Origin of the sequence: Pseudomonas sp. IT-P218, from assembly GCF_949767605.1 — a bacterium.
Classification (GTDB): Bacteria; Pseudomonadota; Gammaproteobacteria; order Pseudomonadales; family Pseudomonadaceae; genus Aquipseudomonas; species Aquipseudomonas putida_AE.
The window spans coordinates 145192-169735 of the sequence record NZ_CATKQQ010000003.1; the positions used below are offsets into that span (position 1 = coordinate 145192).

Here is a 24544-nt window from a genome sequence, read left to right on the forward strand (position 1 = left end):
GAATGGCTCAGGACTTCTCGCGCCTGGGAGCTGAATTGGCTGCCGGCACCCTGAAAAACAGCACTGCAAATGTGATATTTGACGATAGTACCCACCCGGCGGTCCCACAAGCACAGGCCGGTAAAGTTGGCTTGGTGGGACTATTGGCCTCGGAGTCGAAGGTATTGCGAGCAGATTTTTTTTGTTTGCTACTATCAATGCACGGCGTCGACGCCGAGGTCCGGGGTCTGCTCAGGCGGCCTGCATTTCCCGGCAATGATGCACTTATTGCAAATCTGCCTGACCACAGGGAGCTGTGATGCGCATTCCATTTTTCTACGCGTTGTCAGCGGTCCTTTTACTGAGCGGCTCCCCCTTCATGGCGCAGTCAGCGGATACAACCGCTACCCCGCCGCCCAACCCTCCCAGTACGGCACCCGTCGCGGCACCAACCAAAGACCCCGTATTCACCCAGGAACAACTGGACCAGATGCTGGCGCCCATTGCGCTCTACCCGGACCCGCTGCTGGCACAGATACTGATGGCGTCCACCTACCCCGGGGAAGTCGCCGAGGCGGTCACCTGGTCCAAGGCGCACCCGGACGCCAAGGGCGATGATGCGGTCAAGCAAGTGGCGAACCAGCCCTGGGACCCGAGTGTGCAGGCGCTGGTTGCCTTCCCGCAGGTTTTGGCGACGCTGGGGCAGGATCCGGTCTGGGTCCAGCGCTTGGGTGATGCTTTCCTCGCGCAGCCCGACGATCTCATGAACGGGGTGCAACGCTTGCGTCATCAGGCCCAGGCAGCCGGCAACCTGCAGAGCAACCAGTATCAGAACGTGACGATCCAGAATGCTGCGCCAGCGGCTCCAGCACCGGCGACCACGACTGCGGCGCCGGCCCCTGCTGAGGCCCCATCCAGCAGCAGCTCAACCATCATCATCCAGCCCGCCGATCCGCAGGTGGTATACGTCCCCACCTATAACCCGACAACCACCTACGGCACCTGGGCCTACCCCGCCTCGCCTCCTGCCTACTATCCACCGCCGCCCGCCTATTACCCCGGCCAGGCGCTGATGGCCGGGCTGGCGTTCGGTACCGGGGTGGCGATCGTCGGGGCGCTGTGGGGCGACTGTGACTGGGGCAATAACGACGTCGACATCGACGTCAATCGCTACAACAACATCAACGCCAACAACCGGATCGGCAACAATCAGAACAAGTGGCAGCATAACGCTGCGCATCGCAATGGCGTGCCCTATCGGGACAACAGGAGCCGTGAACAGTACGGCCGGCAGCTGGACGGTGCCAATCAACGTCAGGCCTATCGCGGCGACAACAACGCCCAGCGCGCCCAGGCGCGTGAAAATGCCCGCAGTTCAATGGACAGGGCCGGTATCGAACGGCCTGCCACCAGCAATCTGGAGGCCCGTGATCGGGCGCGCGAAGCCCAGTCCCGGGCTTCGGCCAGCAATCGGATGCAGGCCGGTGCAGACAGACCGAGGACTACCGACAGAAGCCAGGGCACTGCCAGAAACACCCGGGAGAATCAGCAGCCGAGGACTCAGCAAACCAGGAATCAGGCGAATCAACGCATACAGGGCAGCACACAGGCGCGCCAGACAACGCAAAAACGCCAGACCGCACCTGCCGTCAATAGAGGCAGCGCCCGCAACAATGCCTTCGCCGGCGCGCGTTCACCGTCCCAGGCCAACATGCAAGCCAATCGTGGTCGGGCCAGCCAGGCATCCTATCAGCGCCCCAGCGCCTCACGAGCCGCCGGCCACCAGATCAGTCGGCCATCCAGTCCACCAGCGCGTTCAAGGGGGGGCCGCCGTTGAATAACCATCCTCGAGTAAAGGCAAGGGGCGTGCTTGTACAGGCCCTGGCGATCACTGTCGGCCTGGCCTGGTCGTGCCTGGCAGCGGCGCAGCAGGAGTTTGCGACGCCGGAAAAGGCCGCTCAAGCGTTCGTCGAAGCGCTGGGTACGAAAAACGCCGATCAGAAACGCCTGACCGAGCTGCTGGGTGAAAACTGGCGCAGCTACATCCCTCGCGACGGCGCGGAACGCGAAGACGTGGAGGCGTTCCTCAAGCAATACCACCAGCAACACGAGATCGAAAAAATCGCGGACAACAAGGCGCTTCTATCGGTGGGAACTGACCACTGGACGCTGCCTATTCCCATCGTCAAAAGCGCGAACGGTTGGCGCTTCGACCCCAAGGGCGGCAGTGCCGAAATCCGTGCCCGGCAAATTGGCCGCAACGAGCTGGCCGCGGTGCAATCGGCACTGGCCTATCACGATGCCCAGATGGATTACGCCTCGGTGGATCGTGACGGTGACGGCGCACTCGAGTATGCGCAGAACATCTACAGCACCCCCGGCCAGCACGACGGACTCTATTGGGCCGACGACGATAGCGGCCAGATCAGCCCGTTGGGCCCCGAGTTCGGCAAGACCATTGCCGGCGAGCCCTGGCATGGCTACCACTTCCGTATCCTGCTGGGCCAGGGTCCTTCGGCACCGGGCGGGGCCTACAGTTACCTGATCGGCGACAAGATGAGCCGGGGCTTTGCCCTGATCGCCTGGCCGGCAAAATACGGTGAAACCGGGGTGATGAGTTTCATGATCAGTCATGACGGGCAGGTCTTCGAAAAGGACCTGGGACCGGATAGTGAAAAGTTGGCGCAGGCGATGAAACGCTTTGATCCGGATGACAGCTGGAAGGAAGTGCCGGACGACCAGGAGAAGCCGGATTGACTCCAGTTTTGGGCGGGCGAAGTCAATGAAATCGGGCGCGCCAGGCGCCCGTTTTTGTACTCGGTGTCCTGTCCTCAAGCCCCTTACCCGCCAAATGCGCATTAGTTGCCTCTAAAACTGACATTGTTCGCTGTCCACGCCATCGCTCACTTCCAGAGTGATGGCAAACAGCTACTCTCTTCCCGATTTCGCATGCACACCTCAACCAACCCAAAACGATGACCCTGTGGCGAGGGAGCTTGCTCCCGTTCAAACGTCCCGTGCTCGTGTGCAGCCGGAGCAAGCTCCCTCTCCACAGGGTCATCGTCATGAGTACCTGATTGGCAGCCCCCCCCTGCTTCGTCCCGGCTCCATGTCATGAAGTAAGCTTTCGTCGGTTTTTTTCAGCCTCCGCCAGTGCCTGGCGAACCAGCGCCCGCGCCGCCCAGGCGCTGGCGTCGAGTGACTCCTCTAGACTCGCGCCACTGATATCGCGCACGGCAATCAACGCTTCGGTGCCCATCACAATCGACAGCGCCTGCTTCAGGCGTTTGCGCGCCCTGGGAGCAAGCACGTCCTTCATCGAGTCGACAATCGGCTCGATGTAGCTCAGGCGACGGCCCGGTCGCAGGGGCTCGTGGGACTCGTTTTCGAGCCACACGGTCATGAACGAACGCTCCATCACGTGCAGGCCGACCTCGTCGCCGAGCAAGAGTTTGTTCAGCGCATTCGCCGCCAGGCCGATGCCCTTGACCGGATCGTCGCCCGGGCGCCAGACGCGCTCCAGCGGCGGCATGTCGCGATCGGCCGCCGTCTCGCTGATCAACGCTTCAACCGTGGGAAAGTAGCGATACGCCGTGGCGCGCGAGACCTTGGCGCGCTCGGCTGCTTGCGCCACCGTGGGCTGATGGCCCTCGTCGCGCAAGGCGACGGCGGCCTCGATCAGCGCCTGGCGGGTGCGCAGCTTCTGGTTGACGCGGCCTTGCGAATCGCCGTCGCCGACCGACGGGCCTGGCTCGGATCTTGACTTGGGGCTGGACATGGAATAAATGATACCTTGTCTTGTAATGAGACTCTTGTCTCATGATAGACCCACGGCACCGGACCTGCCACCGCACTTGCGGTCATCACGATTTCAGGGATTTTCCAGCAACTGAGCGCGCCTCAGGGCGCTTGAGGTGAATGCCATGAATCACACTCCCCGTTCGCGAACCTGGTTTCGACTCGCGGCCCTTTACTTTGCCATGGGCGTGCTGCTGGGGGTGGCCATGGGCGCCTCCGGCGACCACTCGCTGTTCGCGGTCCATGCCCATATCAACCTGTTGGGATGGGTGTCGATGGCGCTGTTCGGCGTCATCGCCACGTTGCACCCGTGCATGACCGAAGGTCGCGTTGCCACCGTGCAGTTCTGGACCTACAACCTGGGCGTGCCGGTGATGCTCGGCGCATTGACCCTGCGCATGAAGGGCTTCCCGGCGGTCGAACCGCTGATTGGCGTCGCATCGATCCTGATTGGCTTAAGCGTGCTGCTTTTTCTGTGGCTGGTGTTCTCGCGCATCGGCGTGGCTGCCGGGTACTTGAGCCGCGGGACAGGCGAATCGCGCCTGTCCTGACGCGGGTGACCGGCTCGTCACCCAGCCGAAGAACGCTGCCGTTTTATCCGGTACATATCGTCATCCGCCTGGCTGAGCAGCGTATCGGCGTCCTCCCCGTCCGCGGGATAACAGGCGATGCCGATACTGCAGGACGGCATCTTGACTGCACCGGATTCAGCGTCCAGCGGCTCGGCCATGACCGCGAGAATCCGCGCCACGGTCTCGCTGACGGCGCCCTCGGACTGGATGTCCGTCAGCAGTACCGTGAATTCATCGCCGCCCATTCGGGCCACCGTGTCCGTCTCACGCACGCAGCCCTCCAGCCGTCGTGCAATCGTGCTCAGCACACGATCGCCCTCAGCATGGCCATGGACGTCATTGATGCCCTTGAAGTCATCGATATCGAGGAACAGCAAGGCCAGCGTGCTGTTGTGCCGGCGCGCCGTGCGCAGGGCCGTGTCCAGGCGATCATTGAACAGCGCCCGGTTGGCCAGGCCTGTCAGCGGATCGTGATGGGCGAGGAAACGCAGTTCCTCCTCGGCCTGCCAGAGGGCCGTCACATTGCGCGCGACACCGATCCGCGCCCCTACTTCCTCGGACCAGAAAGCCGCCCACAGGATGTGCACGATACCACCATCCTTGCGGATATAACGGTTGCGGAAATCGACGTGAGGCTGGCCATTCATGACCCGGACAATGGAGGCCCGTGTAATCGCCAGGTCGTCAGGATGCATGTAGTCGGTGATCGGGGTACCGGTCAGCTCGTCGGCACGGTAACCGAGCAGTTTCTCGCAGGCATCGCTCACGAATACGATCTGGTTATGCCTGTCGACCACGAAGACCGTGTCCAGCATCAGATGGATCAGTTTGGGGTAGAGCGCTTGCAGGTCGACGGGCATAGGTCAGGGGAGTCCCGGTTCATATAGCCCGATCATGCCTGATCGCGAAGGGAGGCGGCTAGGCGTCCGGCAGACTTTTGGCTGGCGTGTGCAAAGTCGGGTGAGGGACAGCAAGCGGCCAGCAGCGATGGCCTGCGCAAATTGCGCAGGCCACAATACCGAACAGCTCGCCAGATGCGTCCCTAGCCAGCGCTGATGTTGCCGCAGAACAGCTCGCGACTGCCGTCTGCCGGGCTGGTGCGAACCAGCAAGGCATAGCCGCCCTTGGTCAGTTCGCTCAGCGCCACCGGTGCCTGGGCCCAATGCTGGGTACGCGGGGCCAGCGATGGGTAGTCGACACTGTTGGCCTGACGGGTCCGGTACGCCGGTTGTGCTCCCAATTGCTGGCACGAGCCTGCGTAGATAGCCGTGTCGAGGCGGCTGGATACGGCCATGTCGTGGGGGACCCCGCCGACAGTGAGCCAGATGCTGGTTTGGTTGCCCACCGGGCTGAGGGTGGCTCGAGCGATATGCTCTGCGTTTTGCGGGGTAGCATCGAGGGGGACATCGACAACATCATTTCTGCTCGCGCAGGCTGAAATCGTCCCAACCGCCACTACCAACGCCAGCCAAGATGTTCTGTTCATCACAGGTTTCCTGATTTGAGGTGCGTTGATGTCATCCCCCCTGTGAAGTCTAGTGGCCTGCTCCGGGCGCGGGCGCTGGCTGATGGGTGGTTATTGCTGGAGAGAATTGGCCGGGAAAAGCGTTAACGTGGTTTAACAGGCCAGGTGCAAAGCTGCCGTTGGTCGAAACGACATTGTTCTGTAGATGCAAGATGACTATCTTTGAATCTACAGATTCAAGGATAGGTAATGCAGATGGCCGTCGCCGCCCAGCCCCGCTCTTTCAGCAAAAACCAGTGCGTCACCGGCCTGCGCGCCGCCGTGGGCATTCTGGAAAAGTGGCGCGCCAGCAGCGAGCAGGCCTGCCAGATCCTGCGCATTTCCCGCAGCACCTACACCCGCGCGCGGCAGCCTGACCCCGACTGGTCGGTGGCGCTGGATGCCGATCAGATGCAGCGCATCAGTTTTGTCCTGAACATCCACGCCACGCTGCGCCTGGTGTTCGATAACCCGGACAACGTCTATGGCTTCGTGTCCATGGCCAACGACAACGAATTTTTCAATGGGCGTTCGCCGCTGGCGATCATGGCCCAGGGCGACATGGTTTCGCTGTACGAGACCTTTCGGCGCATCGATATGCTGCGGGGCGCGTTATGGTGAAGTTGAGCGCGCTGGCGGATTTTGCCGGGCAGGCGTTGCAGGCTTATCGGCTGGTCAACTCGAAGTTTCCACCGATTGCGTTGTTCGATGACGTGGCGAGCGCGGATGAATTCGAGGTGCTGTTCGAGATTCAGGCGCTGACCAATCCACGACTGAAGAATGAAGTCGGTCAGCTTGAGTTGATCCCGCGGGGCGAGATCCCGTTCGGGATTGCCGGCTGCTCGTACGCCACCGCCCCCTTCACTCACATCAACCCGGCGGGCTCGCGGTTCAGCGATGGCAGTTTTGGCGTGTTGTACCTGGCCGACTCCATGGAAACGGCCCTGGCCGAGGTGCGGCATCACCAGAGCCTGTACTGGTCGAAGCTGCCGGCCCTGAACTATGAGCGGTTTGTGTTCCGCGGCCTGACCTGTTCATTCATGGATACGGGAATGAAAGACGCCACCGCCCTGCCGATCAACGATCCGGTGTATGCACCTGACGACTACAGCCACTCCCGCGTGCTGGGCCGGGCGATCAGGAAGGCCGGTTGCCCTGGCCTGCGTTATCGTTCGGTGCGCCTGCCGGGCAGTGTCTGCTGGGCGCTGATGACGCCCCGGCCTGTCACTTCGATTATCCAGACCGCCCATTACGAGATGGTCTGGAACGGCCAGATCACCAGCGTCAGCCAGATCAACGAGGCCTGAGGCCAGCAGCCACGACCTGTGTCTGGACTCTCGATCTCAATGCCTGGACATCAGCCCATGCAGCACGCCCAGTCTCAACCCTGGTTCGGAGGGCGTCATGTGCAACACGCCAAACACCTTGAACGCCGCCAGCATCGCCACCAGGCCACCGGGCAGGATGCTCAGGCGATGGGCTTGCAGGCGCGCCAGCTTGAGTTGCCTGACATGCCCGACTTCCAGCAGGCGCAATGACAGGCGCAGCAGGCCGCTGTAGGTGATACCGTTTTGGCCGTCGTCGTTCAGCCCGTTGGCCTTGAGCACCTTGGCCAGCATCCGCGCGGTACCGGAAGAGCCAATGGCCTGCTGCCAACCCAGCGCGCGATAACGCCGTGCGACCTTTTCGAACTGCAGGGTGGCGACCCGCTCGGCTTCGAGCAGCGCCTTGGCCGTGATCACCCCGCCGGCAAAGTAGCGCGCCCCCAGGGTACCGCTGCCGATGGCGATGCTTTCGGTGACGAGGGGTTGTGCGCCCTTGCCCAGGATCAACTCGGTGGAGCCGCCGCCGATGTCCACCACCAGCCGCATGCGTTCGGGGTCGGGATTCGTATGCGCAACCCCGGCGTACACCAGCCGGGCCTCTTCATGCCCGGAGATGACATCGATACGAAACCCCAGGTGGCGCTCGGCGCTGGCGAGGAACAGTTGCGCATTTTCGGCTTCGCGCACCGCGCTGGTGGCCACCGCCCGCACGCGACCGGCTTCGAACCCGCGCAGTTTTTTGCCGAAGCGCGCCAGGGCTTGCCAGCCACGATCAAGCGCGAGCTCGTCGAGCGCGCCGCCCTGCAAGCCTTCCGCCAGACGTACGGGTTCTCGCAGGGTCTTCACTTCCTGGATCACGATCTGCTGGCTGCGCCGGACTTGCTGGCCAATCATCATGCGAAACGCGTTGGAGCCCAGGTCAATGGCCGCAAATAGCGAGGCGTCGCCTTTCATGGTGGGGGTTCCTGGCAAATTCATCGGCCCGTGACGGGTCTGTCGCCCATGGCGGTTGCGCGGATGTTGCCATGGGTTCAGTGACACCCTGATGACAGGGTGCACGCTCGGGTAGCCCGTCGATCAAGTACGGGTTATCGATTTCCAGGAAGAGCGCTGGCTGGGGCGGACATTCAAGCGCCTACAGGCAACAGCGTTTGCCGATCCGGCAAAAACACGATGCCGAAATCTCCACATCCGCCCGGGCCATGGCCAGGTTGAGGCGAACCTGCGCAGCGCCCGCTTCGGCATCGCGACCCAGTCGCTTCAAACATTCCACGTAGCCGTGCAGGCTCCACACATTGTCCAGGTGCCAGGACGCGCGACTGAGGGTGTTGTCCAGGCCCAGGTCGGCACGGTAGGCCTGCAGGGCTTCTTCCACCCTGCCCTGCTCCAGCAGCAGTGCGCCCAGGGCGTGGCGCACCGGTTGCATCCAGCCCCAGGGCTCGTCGTAAGGCAGGTGATCGTCCAACGACTGCGCTTCACGCAGATGCGCGAAGGCTTCGTCGAAGTTGCCTTTGCGGTACTCGATTTCGCCGCGCAGCATGCCCGCGGCCACGGCCAGGATATCGTTGCATTGGTTGTTGAAGAGGTAGCGTGTGTCCGGCACACGGGCCCAGGCCTCGAGGAACAGGTGATGCTCGGTTCCGGCCTCGGCGACCTGCCCGCAGGCCGCATGGGCCACGCCTTTGGCGTAGTGCAGCATGGCCGTGGTCACGCAGTACAGCGCCTGGTCGGCGGGCAGTGGCGTGGCGAGGATGTCTTGCCATCTGCCGAAGCGGATCTGCACGTGGAGCTTCATCGACACGAAGCTTTCCAGCCAGTCGGCCATGGGCGGTTTTTCCACCCGCAGCAGGTCTTCCTTGATGGTATCGGCCAGTTGTTCGGCGGCTTCCAGGGCCGGTTGGTACTGGCCGAGGAACATCGCCGAGTAGAGTTTGAAGTGATAGTTGTGGCTGCGGTACAGGGTGTAGAAATTGATCGGGCCTTCCTCGGCCAGATACAGGCCGTCGGCCTGGATGGCCCGGTGATTGGTGATCATGGCCCCGCGGTAATCGCCGCAGAGCACGTCGATGTGCGACGGCATATGGCGCAGGTGTCCGGCATCCGGCACCAGGTCACGCAGGACATCACCGGCGCGCAAGGCCCGTTCCGGGTACGGCGACATTTCCAGGGTGTGGACGTACATGTGCAGCACGCCGGGGTGCGGCGCGTCGCCGTGTTGCTCCATGCGGTGCAGGGCCCGTTCGAGCACGGCCACCGTTTCGAGGGTGTCGGCACCGGCTGCTGGCTCGCCGGTTTTCAGGTCCCACAACTGCCAGGGCGTGCGGTCGATCAGCGCTTCGGCGAACAGCGCCACCACGTCGGGATCGTCGGGAAAGCCGTGGTAGACATCGCGCATGGACGCCGCATAGGCATCGTTCCAGGTGAAGAGTTCATCAACGCTGCTCGCCTGTTCGGCCTGGTAGCGTTGCTGCAGCGCGCGGATCAGGGCCTCTTCCACGGGCGTCGCGCCGTCGAGGTGCACCAGGGCGATTTGCGTCGCCAGGCGCGCCTGGGCCACGGCCTCCTTGAGCTCTTGTTCGATGAAGGCGTCCCAGCGCTTGTTGTAGTTGGGCCCCGAGGCATAGGCGATGCCCCAGTAGGCCATCGCGCAGTTGCGGTCCTGTTCCAGGGCCTTCTGGAAACAGCGGATGGCTTCGTCGTGGTTGTAGCCGTAGCACCACATCAGGCCGCGGTCGAACCACAGCTGGGCCTGGGGTGAACTGGTCGTCACGGGGCGGCTGTAGGTGCCCAGATCGTAATAGTCGTGCATCGGTTTATCCTCTCGATCAGAGTGCGGAACCTGCGAAAAACCAGCATACCCCTGCGCACCTGGCCCGGCGCCGCAACTGACGACAGGCTACGCCCTGTCATCACGCTCGCCACAGGTGTGGCGCTTGCTACATCAATACCGTCGATGTTCACCATCACGTCAATGAAGTTCTCTTAAAAATCCTGCGGCGTAACATTGGCTCATACCAACCAACAACACCCCGGAGTACACGATCATGAAACGCCAAACCCTCCTCAGCATCGCTTTCTCGGTTTTTGCAGTTAACGCTTTTGCCGCTACCTCTGCTGCGCCTGTTGTCGCTGAAGGTGGCTCGGATCGTCTGATTGAAAGCCGTGTGGCTGAGGGTGGTTCTGACCGCCTGATCGAAAATCGCGTCGCTGCCGATGGCTCCGACCGCCTGCAAGGCAACACCGTCGCTGCCGATGGTTCGGACCGCCTGCAAGGCAACACTGTCGCCGCCGACGGCTCCGACCGCCTGCAAGGCAACACTGTCGCCGCCGACGGCTCCGACCGCCTGCAAGGCAACACTGTCGCTGCCGATGGCTCCGACCGCCTGCAAGGCAACACTGTCGCCGCCGACGGCTCCGACCGCCTGCAAGGCAACACTGTCGCCGCCGACGGCTCCGACCGCCTGCAAGGCAACACTGTCGCCGCCGACGGCTCCGACCGCCTGCAAGGCAACACTGTCGCCGCCGACGGTTCGGATCGTCTGCAAGGCAACACCATCGCCTGACCCCATCGCTTCACCGCACCCACAAAAAGCCCGGCCTGATCAGCCGGGCTTTTTCGTCGGTGCAATCAAGCCACGGCGTTGCAGGGTTCTTCCCCTGGTTCGTGATCGTCTATCCTGTGGGCCCGATTCTACCCGTGCCGCCGGAGACACCTGTGCCACCCCTGACAGCCCGAGAGGTTTACCAGCAACTGCGCGATGCCGCCCTGGGCCTGCGCCCGCTCAAGCGCCTTGACGAACGACCCGGTCCGGTACAGGTGGACATCGAGGGCTGGCGTTTGAGCCTCGATGTCGACGACACCCACCTGCACCACTGCCTGTATTGCCAGAGTGCGGACGGCCGAGCGTTCGACGGCGTGCCGCGTTTCGGTACTGACCCGGTGAGTTTGCTCAGCACCTGGGAGCTGGCGCAGATCGAGCGGCTGTTGGCCGGCGACTGAATTCGGGCCGAGGCATCGCGAAAGTGTTCGTTCAACTATCGTTCATCTGTCTCAGCTGTGTTACATAAGACTTGATGCGCATCCCGTCACCAAGAGGTTGCTTATGTTCCACTGCCCACGCTTGCCGCAAGCGCTGACTTGCTCGCTGTTCGGCTTACTCGCCAGCGTCGCCAACGCCGCTGCGCCCTCCCCGGCACCCGAAACGCTGCAGCCACTGCTGAACACCATCAACGAGCGCCTGAACGTTTCCGATCTGGTGGCGCTGACCAAGTGGGACACGGGCAAACCGATCCAGGATACCGCCCGGGAAACCCTGCTGATCAATAACGCCAGGAAGCAGGCAACCGGTAGCAACGTGGACCCGGACGAAGCCGCCGACTTGATTGCCGCCCAGATCGAAGCCAACAAACTGGTGCAGTACGGCCTGATCGCGCAATGGCAAGCGGCGCACAAGGCGCCCGACATGCCACGCCCGGACCTCACCCAACTGCGGGCAAAGCAGGATGAGTTGCAAGCCCGCCTGTTGCAGCAATACGCCGATTTCGTGCCCTATCGCGTCGACCCGGAATGCCCGCAGTGGCTGGCTGAGCAGCGCTCCGGCCTGATCAAGGATGCCCTGCACGGCCAGGCGCTGATCCGCGCCACCGGGGAATTGTGCGTTACGGATCTATGATCGAAACCATCTCATTTCTCGCAGCCATACTCGATCTACTGTGAGCGAGCCGACTCCGGGGGGCGTTCCGACGATGGAGGTCGACGATGACGCGGGGAGCCTGACACCCCGCGGTGCTCTCAGGTTTTTCGCGAGCAAGCTCGCTCCTACAGAGTCTCGCGACAGACCATCAACGCCATCGAAAATGGCCGCTATGATCCAAGTCTGCCACTGGCATTTCAGATTGCCGGGACGTTTGTATTGCCCATCGAAAGCATTTTCGACGATGAATTCACTGGCTGATTCACCACACCCGCCAGGCAAGCTTCACACAACAACAAAAAACAGGAGTTGACTATGTCTGAGCTGCAACTGCACCCCAAAGCCGCAGAATCCTTGAGCCTGTGGCACGCGATGATCCGCACCGGCGATTTGCAGGCCTTGCCTGCGCTGCTGGACCCGGACGCGGTGTTTCGCTCGCCGATGGCACATACGCCGTATCCAGGCGCGCCAGTGGTTTCGATGATTCTCAACACGGTGTTCAACGTATTCGAAGACTTCACCTACCACCGCGAACTGGCGAGCGCCGACGGCTTGAATGTGGTCCTCGAATTCAGCGCCAGGGTCGGCGAGAAACAGCTCAAGGGCATCGACATGATCCGCTTCAACGAACAGGGAAAAATCGTCGATTTCGAAGTGATGGTCCGCCCCCTCAGTGGCCTGCAGGCGCTGGGCGAGGAAATGGGCCGGCGCCTGGGCGCCTACCTGGCCGCCAGCAAAGCCTGATCGTCGTGCAGCGCCGGTCGAGCCTTGGATACCACCTGCAACTCGACCGGCTCACCGAGAAACGCACAGCAGCGCGAGCGTAACCAGCGCTGGCCGGGGTCATTGTGCACCGCTGCGCGCCAAACCATGGACAGTTCCGGCACGGGCAATTGCAGCGGTACCGGTTCGACTCGCATGCCTGCCACCGAGGCCATCGCCTTGGCCACGTAATCCGGCACGATGGCCAGCATGTCGGTTTGCGCCAGCAATCCCGGCAACGCACTGAACTGCGGCACGGTCAGCACCACTTTGCGCTGCCGGCCCAGCAGGCTCAGGGCATGGTCGGTGTCATCCGACGCATTGCCCATCGACGACACCAGCACATGAGGCCGCCGGCAAAACGCGTCCAGCCCCAACGACCCGGGCCGGGTGTCAGACCGCAGCAGCATCGGGCGAATCGGCCGCAAGCCTTTGCGCCGGGCATTGGCCGGCAGGTCGAGGGTGTGACTGATGCCCACGCAGATGTCGCCATTGCCCAACCTTTGCGCCATCTGCTGTTGATCGACACGGCGCACGATCAAGGCGATGTTCGGCGCCTCGATTCGCAGTTGTCGCAGCAGCCGCGGCAGCAGCGCGTATTCGACATCGTCCGACAGGCCGACATGAAACGTCGTCTCGCTGGTGCGTGGGTCAAACGACTGGCAACGGCTCAATGCAGCGGCGATGCCGTCCAGCGCCGGCGCCAGGTTGGCGAAAATTTCCTCGGCACGTGCGGTCGGTTCCATCATCCGCCCGCAACGAATGAACAGCGGGTCATCGAACAGTGCCCGCAAGCGGCCCAGGGCACCGCTGATGGTGGGTTGCCCGAGGAACAGCTTTTCGCCGACGCGGCTGACATTTCGCTCATGCATCATCGTCTCGAAAACCACCAGCAGGTTGATGTCGGCACGACGCAGGTCATTTCTGTTCATGAGGTTCACTACCCGGCACGCGGCCATTGAGTTCGGGAAGGGTATGAACAGGGTATGGCAGCGAATGAAAAACGTCTGTCGTACCTGGGGACAGCGCGATCATGCGTTAGATAACCGACTTGATACTTCGGTATAGCCCCCACTGGAAAACCTTAATTTGATTAATGACTTACGCACACATTCGAGCAGTGGGCGATTCGATGCCATGGCAGCTTTTTCGGGTTTTTTGTCCTAACGGGAGGCGACCCCGTGCTTCTAGGATTACTGAACCGATTCTCCGCCCCAGCCCGAACAAAAAAACGAGGCGCGCATGATCGACAACCAAAAAGGAACCTGCAGCAAAATGCTGTTCAACTCAGGCCAAAGGATCTCTCGCCTCTTGTCCGGTTTCAGCCTCAAGCCGGTGGAAAACGCCCTGGTGTGGTTGATGGGCCTGATCGTGGCCTGCGGAATCCTGCTCAATTGCGAAACCCGGACCGACTTCGCCACGACCACGCTGTACATCGCGTTGCTGCTGATGGCGATCAACCTGTTGTCGATCAGCGCGGTGATCGTGGTCGCGCTGTTCTGCATGCTGGTGCTGACGTCGATGTGCCTGTATCAGGGTGGCTTTCACCGCTGGGAGTCGACCATGGATTTGCTGCGCAGCCTGACGGTGCTGGCGGCGATCATCTTTCTGGCGTTGCGCAGCAAGCGGGTCTGCGACAGCCTGCGCCACAAGGAAGTCTACATGACCGGTGCCCAGCGCCTGACCCAGACCGGTTGCTTCGGCTTTCGCGCAGACCTCGCACGCATGGGCTGGTCGGAGCAGGTGGCACGCATGCTCGAATACCCGGCGGGCATGCCCTCCTCTGCGTCCTTGTACCTGGAGCGCACCCACCCCGATGACCTGTCCCTGGTGCTGGCCGGTTTCGAAAAGGCGGCGCGCCATGCGACCCTGATCGAGGTCAGGCACCGCCTGCTGATGCCCGACGGGCGCATCAAGCATTTGCACCTGTTCGCCACCCCGCTCTTCACCCGACACGGATGTTTTGAATACCTGGGCGCGCTGATGGACGTGACCGCCAGCAAACAGGCCGAAGAAGCGCTGTGCCGCGCCCAGACCCAGTTGGCCCATGTCACCCGCGTGACCTCCCTGGGTGAACTGGCCGCGTCCATCGCCCATGAAGTCAATCAACCGCTGGCGGCGATCACCAGCAGCGGCGAAGCCTGCCGCAACTGGCTGAGCCGCCCGCAGCCCGATCTGCTCGAAGCTCGCCAGGCACTGCAGCGGATCATCGCCAGCGCCCATCGAGCCAGTGAGATCACCCGCCGCGTTCGGGCCCTGTCGCGCAAGAGCGAGCCGCTGCGCCAGAAGTTGAATCGCTCAACGACATTGTCAGCGAAACCTTGGGCCTGGTCCGCCATGAACTGGCGCATCACAAGATCAATCCGAACATCGAGCTGAGTGCGTTCGGCGGCCAGGTCAGTGCCGATCGCGTGCAACTGCAGCAAGTCATCATCAACCTGATCCTCAACGCCTGCCAGGCCATGGACGCGATCAACAGCGCGCAACGGGCCTTGTCGATTCGCACCTGGGTCAAGGACAACGAGGCCGTGCTGGAAGTGGCCGACCAGGGGCCGGGCATCGCCGCCGAGGTCCTGCCGCAACTGTTCACGCCGTTCTTCACCACCCGGGAAAACGGCCTGGGCATGGGGCTTGCCATCTGCCGCTCGATCATCGATTTCCACGAGGGCCGGATCTGGGCCACCAGCACACCAGGCCAGGGCAGTTCGTTTCTGTTTGCCCTGCCGATACGGGTCGCCAACGATGCGGGGTACGCCGCGGCCATTTGATACACAGGTATGAGTACCGCCAGCCCGACCTGCATTAAAAGTTGCGCCCCGCGCCAGGAGCACAGCGCCGGGCGGCTGCACGTCCACCCCTTGGGAACCCGCCATGAACGAACAACACCCGCTCAACAAGATCAACCACAACGAGTCCCTGGTGTTCATCGTCGACGACGATGCGCCGCTGCGCGAATCCCTCGGCAGCCTGCTGCGCTCCATCGGCCTGCGGGTCGAGTTGTTCGGCTCGGTCGCCGACTTCATGAAGTACCCGCGCCCGGACACGGTCAGTTGCCTGGTGCTGGATGTGCGGTTGCAAGGCAGCAGTGGCCTGGACTTTCAGAACGAACTGGCCGCCGCCGGCATCAACGTACCCATCGTGTTCATCACCGGGTACGGTGACATCGCCATGACGGTACGGGCAATGAAAGCCGGCGCGGTGGATTTCCTCACCAAGCCCTTTCGCGAACAGGACCTGATCGATGCGGTGTGCGCCGCCCATGGCCGCGACAAACAGCGTCGCGAGTCCTCGCGACATGCCGAACAACTGCTTGCGCGCCACCAGACGTTGACCGCCCGGGAACAGACGGTGATGGCGCTGGCGGCCTCGGGCTTGATGAACAAGCAGATAGCCGGGGAAATCGGCCTGAGCGAAATCACCGTGAAGATCCACCGCGGCCAGGCCATGCGCAAGATGGGCGCGCGCTCCTTCGCCGATCTGGTGCGCATGGCCGAGGCGATCTCGTGCCAGCCCGCTAACCGCTGACTATACCCACGTATACTGTGCACCCTTTCAGGACGGCGTATCTTGCAAAAATGGCGCGGTGCCTCTAAGTGCTCTGCGCTACCAGGCAGGACACCGCTATGCACAAAGAGGCAACGATTGCCGTAGTCGATAACGATGAATCGGTTCGAATGGCCCTGGACAGTTTATTGCGATCCAGTGGATATACCGTGCGAACTTATTCGGGGGCCCATGAGTTTCTCATTTCAGAGGGTCCGCTTATTACCACCTGCCTGATTTCCGATATACAAATGCCGGAAATGGACGGGATCAGCATGTATGAGGAACTGGCAACCAGGGGCATGCATATTCCGGTGATCTTCATTACCGGCAACCCCTGTGCACAGCGCCAGCCGGGCAGCCACGCCATGAAACCCATCGCCTTTTTTCCCAAACCCTTCTCCAGCGAAAAGTTGCTCGCCTGCATCGAAACGGTGCTCGATCGAAGCCACTGAAATCTGTTTATTCAAGCAACTAATACTTTGGTATAGCCGGTTAATACCTAGTCATACTCGCGCTGACCCTATGTAGCAGTGCCAGTTTCAAACCCCTCGAATAACATCTGTTCCAGATCCAGCCGATGCCGACTGTTTCGCATTGTTTAACGACATCGCAGACGATCAGCCACAGCGGTTATGCGGCAACAACTTTTTCATGCCCTCGATTGTTCTTCAGGAGCTAAACAATGAAACAGCAAATCTTGATTATTGGTGCAGGGTTCGGTGGGGTCTGGAGCGCGTTGAGCGCTGCCCGTCTGCTGGACAAGCATGATCGAAACGACGTCGAGATCACCGTGTTGGCTCCCCAGGCCGAGCTGCGCATCCGCCCGCGCTTCTACGAGCCGAACGTGCACACCATGAAGGCACCGCTGAACGAACTGTTCGACGCCGTGGGGGTGAAATTCGTCAAGGGTGCGGCCGAGTCCATCGATGAGCGCAGCAAACAGGTGAGCTACACCAACGCCGCGGGCATCCAGGGCACGCTGGGCTACGACCGCCTGGTACTGGCCGCCGGCAGCAAGCTGATGCGCCCGCCGGTCGACGGCATGCTCGAGCACGCCTTCGATGTCGATGAAATCGAGTCCGCCACGCGCCTGGAAGCTCACATCAAGTCGCTGAAGGACAAGCCGGTCAGTGCCGCCCGCAACACCGTGGTGGTGGCCGGCGGGGGTTTCACCGGGATCGAAACCGCCACCGAAATGCCGGCGCGCCTGCGTGCCGTACTCGGTGAAAACGCTGACATCCGCGTGATCGTGGTTGACCGTGCCCCGCAAGTCGCCGCCGCCCTGGGCGATGGCATTCGCCCCTCGATCGTCGAAGCGTCGGAGCACCTGGGCATCCAGTGGGTGCTCAACGCCACCGTTGCCGCCGTCGATGCCAATGGCGTCACCCTCGCCGATGGCCAGCGCATCGAGTCCAACACGGTGATCTGGACCGTGGGGTTTCGCGCCAACTCGCTGACCGAGCAAGTACAAGGCACCCGCGATCATCAGGGCCGCCTGCATGTCGATCAGCACCTCAAGGTGCGCGGTCACGCCGATGTGTACGCCAGCGGCGACGTGGCCTATGCCGCCACCGATGACCTGGGCAACTTCGCGGCCATGTCCTGCCAGCACGCCATCGCCCTGGGGCGTTATGCCGGCAACAACGTCGCCGCCGAACTCCTGGGGGTCGAGCCAATGGCCTACAGCCAACCCAAGTACGTCACCTGCCTGGACCTGGGTGCCTGGGGCGCGGTATTCACCGAGGGCTGGGATCGCCAGGTAAAACTGGTCAAGCAGGAAGCCAAGGAGCTCAAGACACAGATCAACACGATGTGGATCTATCCACCGGCGGCTGATCGCGCTGCGGCGCTGGCGGCAGCCGACCCGTTGATTCCAGTGGCCTGAAGACGATCGATGCGGCCGTGGCAACCACGGCCGTCACTCCCCTGGCACCGCCCGGGTGATATGAAGCTTCGCCTGTATCCCGACCAGCCCACTCCTTGCTGGACCGGGGCCTTTCCCAAGCGCCCGCCACTGGTTTTTCTGGCGGGCGTTTTTTCTTCAGTCCGATCAAGCACCAACCCCTCAAAGAGTTTGCCCGGCATCAGCGATGCCTTGCGAGTTGCCGTTCGATAGCAAAAATCCGGAAGAACAAATGTCTATCATCAAACGTTGCAAGAGACTTTTTTTTTCAGACCCGGTCGCCTGGCTGGCCGCCATTGCGGTCGGCAGCATGATCTTCATTACCAACTCGTTGCTCGACCTGGATGTCGCACCGACGCTGCTGTACATCACGCTGGTGTTCATGTCGGCGAACATCTTCTCCGTGCCGGTCTTCCTCGCCGTCGCCTTCAGTTGCGTGGCCATCCTGACCGCCAGTTTCATTATCGATGAAGGCTATCGTGATCACCGGCTCATCGCCGGCTTCGTGCGTTGCCTGATCGCGCTGACCACCATCACCCTGCTGGCGCTGCGCAGCAAGCGCGCCACCGACACGTTGCGCCGCAAGGAAGCGTTCTTCCTGGGTGCGCAAAAACTCAGCCATACCGGCAGTGTCGGCTTGATCATCGATGACCAGGTGATCGTGTCGTGGTCGGACGAGTCCTCACGCATTTTCGAATACCCGCTGGACGTTACGCCGACGCTTGGCATGGTTCGGGCGCGCACTCATCCCGATGACCTGTCGATTATCGACAGTGTCCTGGAGCAGGCCGCACGCCGGGAAAACCTGATCGAAGTGGAACATCGACTGGTCATGCCCGATGGGCGGATCAAGCACGTGCAGATGCTCGCCAACCCGCTGTTCAACCACGGTGGACGCATTGAGTACGTCGGCGCATTGATGGACGTGACCGCGTCCAGGCAAGCCGAAGAAGCACTGTTTCACTCCCAGGCCAAACTCGCGCATGTCACCCGGGTGACCTCCATGGGGGAACTGGCCGCCTCCATTGCCCATGAAATCAATCAACCCCTGGCGGCGGTGATCACCAGCGGGGAATCGTGCAAACGCTGGATCAATCGCCCTGAGCCGAACCTCGAAGAAGCCCGCCGTTCGCTGGACCGGATCATACAAAACTCGTCCAGGGTTGCCGATGTGATCGCCTGTATCAGGGCGCTGTCGCGCCAGAGCGAGGTGCAACGCAAGGCCGAAGCATTCGACGAGATCGTCCGCGACTCACTGACGCTCATGCAACATGACATCGGCAACCATCAGGTTCGCCCACACCTGCAACTGGGCGCACCTGGCGCGCACATAAAAGGCGACCGGATCCAGCTGCAGCAAGTCATCATCAACCTGATCATCAATGCCTGCCAGGCCATGGCCAACGTGCATGACCGCGCGCGAACGCTACGGATTCACACCTCGGTACAGGACAACGAGGCCGTGCTCGAAATCGCCGACTCCGGCACCGGCATTGCCGAAGACGTTCTGCCCTCGTTGTTCGATCCGTTCTTTACGACCAAACCCACCGGCCTGGGAATGGGCCTCTCGATCTGCCGCTCAATCATTGAATTTCATGGCGGCCGAATCTGGGTCAGCAGCACCGTAGGGGTCGGCACGCAGATGCTGTTTGCGATTGCGCTGACACCCCCCCTACACGATGAATAACCTCATCCACCTCTGACGCCACGATTCGGCGACCTGGAGACAAGCAGTGTCCATCAATGAAATGAGCGACAACCTTGGAACGGCACAACCTCGCAGCATCATCTTCGTGGCCTATCCGCAAATGGGCTTGCTGGACCTGACCGGTGCCCAGACCGTATTCTGGGCGGCGACCCGCAGCCTGGCCGAACGCGGTTTGCAAGGTTATGCCTTGCACACGGCCAGTCTGGACGGTGGGTCCATTCGCACGGGCGAAGGGCTTGAGGTACAGACCCGGCGCCTGAGTGAGTTCGCCGGTAGCCCGATGGATACGCTGATCGTTCCCGGCTCCCCGCACATCCGCCAGGCCATGGTCGAGAGCGCCCCGCTGGTGGACTGGTTGCGCAACGCTTCCAGATCGGCCAGGCGTACCACGTCGGTGTGCAGCGGCTCGTTTTTTCTGGCCCGGGCCGGCTTGCTCGATGGCTTGCGTGTGGCGACTCATTGGGTGATGGCCGACCTGTTCGAGCGCCTGTTCCCGCAGGTCGAGCTCGACCGCGAAGCGATTTTCGTCCAGCAAGGGACGATATGGACCTCTGCCGGTGTCAGCGCCGGGATCGATCTGGCCCTGGCACTGGTCGAGGCCGATCACGGTCGTGATGTGGCGATGCAGGTCGCCCGGCGCATGGTGGTGTACTACCGACGCCCGGACAACCAGGAACAATGGAGCCCGCTGCTGCGCTCGCAGTACCCCACCGCTCATACCCAGGTATGACGGGCCTGACCCGATGTGCTAGCACGCTGTCTTGAGGTAGGAGTGTTATCGCGCACCCGTCGATTTAGGCTGGTCACCTCGAATGAATCAACTCATCGCGCCGATGCGCTGACCTGGGGACGATTGCCATGAACGCATTGCAAAAGCTGTACATCGTCAGTCATCCGCTGCGCATCAGTCGTTATGGTGCGCATACCTCGCTGTCCACCGCCGAGCGCGTGGAGGTCATCGACGCATTGACGCAGACGCTGGGCACCACCCTGGGCATGCTCGCGCAACTCAAGCGGGGCCAGCAGCAACTGCGCAATGTCAGCTTCCTGCCAGTGCAACAGCTGTTCCGCCGCCTGGTGCGCGCCAATGCCGACTATGCCGATTTCCTTGCCAGTGCCATCACCGACCTGGGCGGCCACATCGAAACCGCGGCGCTCTACAGCCTGAACGACACCCGCGAGCCGCAGTGTTTTGCCGACTGCCTGACTGGTATTTGCCAGGGCAAGCAGCGACTGCGGGCCGTCGATGCCTTGCTGCGCGATTGCCTTGAACGCGCCATCGCCAACAAGGACAACGCCAGCAAACGCTTTTTCGAAGCATGCGCACGGCACAACACGCGTTTTCTGTCGGTGATCGGGGACAACCTGCCCCATGAACAACCAGGGTGAGGCAAACCGCTCAATGATATTGATAACCCATCGCAACTAACGCGAAATAACAACCCAACATACCCAAGTATACTATTGCACTTTTCTGCAGCGCGTATCTTGCAAGTATGGCGGGCGCCACTTAGCGCCACCCGCAACAACGCAAGGTTTCTACATGTTCAACTCAGCTATTATTTCGGTTGTTGATGATGACGAACTTATTCTTGTCTCACTGGACAGTTTGTTGCGTTCTTACGGTTACAGGGTAATCACCTACAACAGTGCGTGTGCCTTTCTTGAATCCAGCGGACCTGCGCAGACAGACTGCCTGATTTCGGATATTCAGATGCCCGGCATGTGCGGGGTGGAAATGTACGAAACGCTGGCGCGCAGAGACATCCACATCCCTACGCTGTTCATTACAGGAAAGCCCGGCCTGCCGCCGCAATTCAGTTCCAGCGTGCATAAACCCGAAGGCTATTTCCCCAAGCCCTTCTGCACCCATGCGCTGCTGGCGTGTATTGAACGGGCCTTGAAGCGCCGGGTTCCCGAGTGAACTGCAAGACGCCGCCATAACAAATAACGTTTTCTTTTTCAGCTTTCGGTTAGTTAAGCCGCTCACTCTTGTCACTCAACTAAAATCCCAACTTGGAGAACCGTGCCATGCCCAGGAATAAACTGACTTCGATCAACGGCGCACCGGTCGTCGACAACTTCAACATCCAGACTGCCGGCCCCCGTGGCCCCGCGTTGTTGCAGGATGTCTGGCTGCTGGAAAAACTCGCCCACTTCGATCGGGAGGTGATTCCTGAGCGGCGCATGCATGCCAAAGGCTCCGGCGCCTACGGCACTTTTACCGTCACCCACGATGTGACGCGCTACACCAAGGCCCGGCTGTTTTCGCAGGTGGGCAAGCAAACGCCGATCTTCACCCGTTTCTCCACCGTTGCCGGTGAACGCGGCGCTGCCGATGCCGAGCGCGACATCCGTGGTTTCGCCTTGAAGTTTTATACCGAACAAGGCAACTGGGACCTGGTGGGCAACAACACCCCGGTATTTTTTTTCCGCGATCCATTGCGCTTCCCCGACCTCAACCACGCTGTCAAACGCGACCCGCGCACCGGCATGCGCAATGCGCAAAGCAACTGGGATTTCTGGACGTCATTGCCCGAGGCCTTGCACCAGGTGACCATTGTCATGAGCCAGCGCGGCATTCCGCGCAGCTACCGGCACATGCACGGTTTCGGCAGCCACACCTTCAGCCTGATCAACGCCAACAATGAGCGACACTGGGTCAAGTTCACCTTCAAGAGCCAGCAAGGCGTTGAGAACCTCAGTGATGAACAAGCACAACACCTCATTGGCCGCGACCGGGAAAGTCACCATCGGGATCTGTTCGACAGCATCGAAGCGGGCGACTTTCCACGCTGGACCTTTTACATCCAGATCATGACCGAAGACCAGGCCCATGACCACCCGGTGAATCCGTTCGACCTGACCAAGGTCTGGCCGCACGAGGATTACCCGTTGATCGAAGTGGGTTACTTCGAACTGAACCGTAACCCGCAAAACGTCTTCGCCGAAGTCGAGCAAGCCGCGTTCTCGCCATCGAATGTGGTGCCCGGTATCGGCTTCTCACCGGACCGCATGCTGCAGGCGCGCCTGTTTGCCTACGGCGATGCCGCGCGCTATCGCCTGGGGGTCAATCACCACCAGATCCCGGTCAACGCGGCCCGTTGCCCGGTGCACAGCTTCCACCGCGACGGCGCCATGCGCGTGGACGGCAACTACGGTGAACAACTGGCATACGTGCCCAACAGCGAGGGCGTCTGGGCCGACCAACCGGACTTTCGTGAACCGCCGCTGAAGATTTCCGGCGCTGCCGGGCATTGGGATCATCGCCTGGACGAAGACCACTTCGAGCAGCCGGGCAATCTGTTCCGCCTGATGTCCAGCGCGCAGAAACAGGCACTGTTTGAAAACACTGCGCGTTCACTCAGTGGTGTGTCCCAGGAGGTTCAACAACGGCATATTGCGAACTGCTCCAAGGCAGATCCGTTCTATGGGGCTGGGGTGTCCAGGGCGCTGGCTGAACTCGACCGGTAAACACACACCCCCTGTAGGAGCAAGCTTGCTCGCGATGGTCGCTAACGATAACGCTGGAAACCTGACACCCCGAGGCGTGCTCAGGTTCTTCGCGAGCAGGCTCGCTCCCACAGGATGATCAGTGGATTCAAATCCTCAGTGCGGCACGAAACTGGGAGGCTTGAAGCACTGGCGAGCATCGGCTGGTGAACAAAATGACCTGTGGGAATGAGCCTGCTCCCACAAGTGGCATCGGGATCACGGATGCGCAAGCCGAGCGTCGATGGCATCATCACCCGCTTCGAAGGTTTCGATGCCGACGGTGAACGGGTCATTCCGTTGTTCGGCGTGCCCTGGCCGAAACCGCCACCGTCCTGAACGACTAAGGAAGCGTCCTGATGCGTATCAAATCACTGCTGGCCTGCGCCAGCGTGCTCGTGAGCCAAATGGCCATGGCCGACGCCCTGCCCCAACGCTGGGTCAGCGCCGGTGGCGCGTTCAGCGAATGGGTGGTCGCCCTGGGTGGCGAGGGCAAGCTGGTGGGTGTCGACAGCACCAGCCAGCACCCGCGCTCCTTGCACAGCCTGCCGAGCGTCGGTTACCAGCGGGCGCTGGCGGCCGAAGGCATTCTGGCGTTGAAGCCGGACATCCTGGTGGGCAGCGCCGAAATGGGCCCGCCACCGGTTTTGGCGCAACTCAAGGCCGCCGGCGTGCGCATCGAGCTGCTCTCGGCCAAGGCCGACGTGCCCTCGCTGCAACACAACCTGACCGAACTCGGGCAACTGCTCGGCAAACCGGCTGAAGCGCAGGCGCTGATGGCCGATTATCAACAGCGTCTGGAGCAGCAGGCAGCGTGGGTTAAACAGGTACAACAGCATAACCCCAGCCCTCGGGTGTTGCTGCTGCTCAGCCATGCCGGCGCCAATCTCCAGGCCGCGGGCAAGGACACCTTGGCCGCCTGGATGATCGATCAGGCCGGCGGGAAAAACCTCACCGAGCACAACGGCTACAAGCCGGTATCCAACGAAGCCATGCTGGCTCTGGACCCTCAGGTGATCATTTTCGCCGGTGCCAAGCTTGAAGGCGATGCCGCGGGGGCAGCGCTGCTGGAGCAGAATCCGGTCCTGGCGCAAACCTCGGCCGGTCGCGAAGGCCGGGTGCTGGTGATCGACCCCACGCTGCTGGTCGGTGGCCTGGGGCCGCGTGTGCCGGACGCGTTGAACACACTGTCGAAAGCATTCTATCCGTCGGCACAGGTGCAGACTGCCGAGCGCAACCGATGACGGCCATCGTTCGGCCG

At 61.6% G+C, this 24544-nt stretch carries 27 protein-coding genes and 2 pseudogenes; 22 read left to right on the forward strand and 7 right to left on the reverse strand.

What is annotated here, in order from left to right:
• Positions 1–2 precede the first annotated feature (2 nt).
• From ACM6I6_RS02620 to ACM6I6_RS02630, 3 genes are read left to right on the forward strand one after another with little or no spacing between them, the layout of a single operon-like run.
• A complete protein-coding gene (locus ACM6I6_RS02620) occupies positions 3–299 on the forward strand; it encodes a hypothetical protein (RefSeq protein WP_414919337.1) in 297 nt (98 codons plus the stop codon).
• The gene (locus ACM6I6_RS02625) at positions 299–1816 is read left to right on the forward strand and encodes a DUF3300 domain-containing protein (RefSeq protein ID WP_414919338.1); all 1518 of its coding nucleotides are present in this window, start codon (positions 299–301) and stop codon (positions 1814–1816) included. Before ACM6I6_RS02620 ends, ACM6I6_RS02625 begins: the two co-directional genes overlap by 1 nt.
• Before the next feature lie 29 nt (positions 1817–1845).
• Complete coding sequence (locus ACM6I6_RS02630) at positions 1846–2736, forward strand: DUF2950 domain-containing protein (RefSeq protein WP_323627721.1); 891 nt, start codon at positions 1846–1848, stop codon at positions 2734–2736.
• A 355-nt stretch (positions 2737–3091) separates the two neighbouring features.
• Here ACM6I6_RS02630 and ACM6I6_RS02635 read toward each other — a convergent pair whose 3' ends face one another.
• On the reverse strand, positions 3092–3757 hold the full coding sequence (locus ACM6I6_RS02635) for a TetR/AcrR family transcriptional regulator (protein WP_274076617.1): 666 nt from the start codon (positions 3755–3757) through the stop codon (positions 3092–3094).
• A gap of 145 nt (positions 3758–3902) precedes the next feature.
• Here ACM6I6_RS02635 and ACM6I6_RS02640 point away from each other — a divergent pair, with 145 nt between their 5' ends.
• On the forward strand, positions 3903–4328 hold the full coding sequence (locus ACM6I6_RS02640) for a hypothetical protein (RefSeq protein ID WP_274076616.1): 426 nt from the start codon (positions 3903–3905) through the stop codon (positions 4326–4328).
• 17 nt (positions 4329–4345) lie between these two features.
• On the opposite strand, the gene ACM6I6_RS02645 is transcribed toward ACM6I6_RS02640, so the two are convergent.
• Together ACM6I6_RS02645 and ACM6I6_RS02650 are read right to left on the reverse strand one after the other, a co-directional pair.
• Positions 4346–5209, reverse strand: a complete 864-nt coding sequence (locus ACM6I6_RS02645; protein WP_414919339.1) for a diguanylate cyclase domain-containing protein — start codon at positions 5207–5209, stop codon at positions 4346–4348.
• Positions 5210–5391: 182 nt separating this feature from the next.
• Positions 5392–5643 (reverse strand): hypothetical protein, encoded by a 252-nt coding sequence (locus ACM6I6_RS02650; RefSeq protein ID WP_414919340.1) that lies wholly within the window; start codon positions 5641–5643, stop codon positions 5392–5394.
• Positions 5644–6069: 426 nt separating this feature from the next.
• Between ACM6I6_RS02650 and ACM6I6_RS02655 the strand changes: the two genes are divergently transcribed.
• Positions 6070–6474 (forward strand): antitoxin Xre-like helix-turn-helix domain-containing protein, encoded by a 405-nt coding sequence (locus ACM6I6_RS02655; RefSeq protein WP_274076683.1) that lies wholly within the window; start codon positions 6070–6072, stop codon positions 6472–6474.
• Positions 6468–7160, forward strand: coding sequence for an RES family NAD+ phosphorylase (locus ACM6I6_RS02660; RefSeq protein ID WP_274076613.1), 693 nt, complete (start codon positions 6468–6470; stop codon positions 7158–7160). Before ACM6I6_RS02655 ends, ACM6I6_RS02660 begins: the two co-directional genes overlap by 7 nt.
• Positions 7161–7196: 36 nt before the next feature.
• Here ACM6I6_RS02660 and ACM6I6_RS02665 read toward each other — a convergent pair whose 3' ends face one another.
• Together ACM6I6_RS02665 and ACM6I6_RS02670 are read right to left on the reverse strand one after the other, a co-directional pair.
• Positions 7197–8132 (reverse strand): Ppx/GppA family phosphatase, encoded by a 936-nt coding sequence (locus ACM6I6_RS02665; RefSeq protein WP_414919341.1) that lies wholly within the window; start codon positions 8130–8132, stop codon positions 7197–7199.
• 181 nt (positions 8133–8313) lie between these two features.
• On the reverse strand, positions 8314–9987 hold the full coding sequence (locus ACM6I6_RS02670; protein WP_406592408.1) for a hypothetical protein: 1674 nt from the start codon (positions 9985–9987) through the stop codon (positions 8314–8316).
• 235 nt (positions 9988–10222) lie between these two features.
• Between ACM6I6_RS02670 and ACM6I6_RS02675 the strand changes: the two genes are divergently transcribed.
• The 5 genes and pseudogenes from ACM6I6_RS02675 (at position 10223) to ACM6I6_RS02695 (ending at position 12616) form a co-directional block, all read left to right on the forward strand.
• A complete protein-coding gene (locus ACM6I6_RS02675; RefSeq protein ID WP_414919342.1) occupies positions 10223–10741 on the forward strand; it encodes a hypothetical protein in 519 nt (172 codons plus the stop codon).
• 152 nt (positions 10742–10893) lie between these two features.
• Positions 10894–11178, forward strand: a complete 285-nt coding sequence (locus tag ACM6I6_RS02680; RefSeq protein ID WP_414919343.1) for a hypothetical protein — start codon at positions 10894–10896, stop codon at positions 11176–11178.
• 103 nt (positions 11179–11281) lie between these two features.
• Complete coding sequence (locus ACM6I6_RS02685) at positions 11282–11851, forward strand: chorismate mutase (RefSeq protein WP_414919344.1); 570 nt, start codon at positions 11282–11284, stop codon at positions 11849–11851.
• Positions 11852–11998: 147 nt separating this feature from the next.
• Positions 11999–12133: pseudogene (locus ACM6I6_RS02690) on the forward strand (helix-turn-helix transcriptional regulator); the annotation flags it as partial.
• Between the two features lie 54 nt (positions 12134–12187).
• Positions 12188–12616, forward strand: a complete 429-nt coding sequence (locus ACM6I6_RS02695; RefSeq protein WP_274076608.1) for a nuclear transport factor 2 family protein — start codon at positions 12188–12190, stop codon at positions 12614–12616.
• On the opposite strand, the gene ACM6I6_RS02700 is transcribed toward ACM6I6_RS02695, so the two are convergent.
• The gene (locus tag ACM6I6_RS02700; RefSeq protein ID WP_406592404.1) at positions 12592–13566 is read right to left on the reverse strand and encodes a LysR family transcriptional regulator; all 975 of its coding nucleotides are present in this window, start codon (positions 13564–13566) and stop codon (positions 12592–12594) included. The two genes, ACM6I6_RS02695 and ACM6I6_RS02700, sit on opposite strands and share 25 nt — an antisense overlap.
• A gap of 379 nt (positions 13567–13945) precedes the next feature.
• On the opposite strand from ACM6I6_RS02700, the gene ACM6I6_RS02705 reads away from it, so the two are divergent.
• From ACM6I6_RS02705 to ACM6I6_RS02725, 5 genes are all read left to right on the forward strand, one after another.
• Positions 13946–15013: a sensor histidine kinase gene (locus ACM6I6_RS02705; RefSeq protein ID WP_414919345.1), complete on the forward strand. Its 1068-nt coding sequence runs from the start codon at positions 13946–13948 to the stop codon at positions 15011–15013.
• Positions 14956–15402: a sensor histidine kinase gene (locus ACM6I6_RS02710; RefSeq protein WP_414919346.1), complete on the forward strand. Its 447-nt coding sequence runs from the start codon at positions 14956–14958 to the stop codon at positions 15400–15402. Before ACM6I6_RS02705 ends, ACM6I6_RS02710 begins: the two co-directional genes overlap by 58 nt.
• Positions 15403–15505: 103 nt before the next feature.
• Positions 15506–16159 (forward strand): response regulator transcription factor, encoded by a 654-nt coding sequence (locus ACM6I6_RS02715; RefSeq protein ID WP_274076605.1) that lies wholly within the window; start codon positions 15506–15508, stop codon positions 16157–16159.
• A gap of 98 nt (positions 16160–16257) precedes the next feature.
• Positions 16258–16632, forward strand: coding sequence for a response regulator transcription factor (locus tag ACM6I6_RS02720; RefSeq protein WP_414919347.1), 375 nt, complete (start codon positions 16258–16260; stop codon positions 16630–16632).
• A 230-nt stretch (positions 16633–16862) separates the two neighbouring features.
• Positions 16863–18065 carry an NAD(P)/FAD-dependent oxidoreductase gene (locus ACM6I6_RS02725; RefSeq protein ID WP_274076603.1) on the forward strand — a complete coding sequence of 401 codons (1203 nt, stop codon included), beginning with the start codon at positions 16863–16865 and terminating at the stop codon, positions 18063–18065.
• Between the two features lie 180 nt (positions 18066–18245).
• Here the strand turns inward: ACM6I6_RS02725 and ACM6I6_RS02730 are convergent, their stop codons facing one another.
• Positions 18246–18404 (reverse strand): hypothetical protein, encoded by a 159-nt coding sequence (locus ACM6I6_RS02730; protein ID WP_274076602.1) that lies wholly within the window; start codon positions 18402–18404, stop codon positions 18246–18248.
• On the opposite strand from ACM6I6_RS02730, the gene ACM6I6_RS02735 reads away from it, so the two are divergent.
• The 6 genes and pseudogenes from ACM6I6_RS02735 to ACM6I6_RS02760 all read left to right on the forward strand — a co-directional run bounded on the left by ACM6I6_RS02735 (position 18394) and on the right by ACM6I6_RS02760 (position 24527).
• Complete coding sequence (locus ACM6I6_RS02735; RefSeq protein ID WP_414919348.1) at positions 18394–19770, forward strand: sensor histidine kinase; 1377 nt, start codon at positions 18394–18396, stop codon at positions 19768–19770. The two genes, ACM6I6_RS02730 and ACM6I6_RS02735, sit on opposite strands and share 11 nt — an antisense overlap.
• Positions 19771–19831: 61 nt before the next feature.
• Positions 19832–20494 (forward strand): annotated as a pseudogene (locus ACM6I6_RS02740) (AraC family transcriptional regulator); the annotation flags it as partial.
• A gap of 155 nt (positions 20495–20649) precedes the next feature.
• A complete protein-coding gene (locus ACM6I6_RS02745) occupies positions 20650–21180 on the forward strand; it encodes a hypothetical protein (protein ID WP_408597385.1) in 531 nt (176 codons plus the stop codon).
• A 154-nt stretch (positions 21181–21334) separates the two neighbouring features.
• Complete coding sequence (locus ACM6I6_RS02750; protein WP_414919349.1) at positions 21335–21715, forward strand: response regulator transcription factor; 381 nt, start codon at positions 21335–21337, stop codon at positions 21713–21715.
• A gap of 107 nt (positions 21716–21822) precedes the next feature.
• Positions 21823–23265, forward strand: coding sequence for a catalase (locus tag ACM6I6_RS02755; protein ID WP_414919350.1), 1443 nt, complete (start codon positions 21823–21825; stop codon positions 23263–23265).
• 377 nt (positions 23266–23642) lie between these two features.
• The gene (locus tag ACM6I6_RS02760; protein WP_414919351.1) at positions 23643–24527 is read left to right on the forward strand and encodes a heme/hemin ABC transporter substrate-binding protein; all 885 of its coding nucleotides are present in this window, start codon (positions 23643–23645) and stop codon (positions 24525–24527) included.
• Positions 24528–24544: the final 17 nt, after the last annotated feature.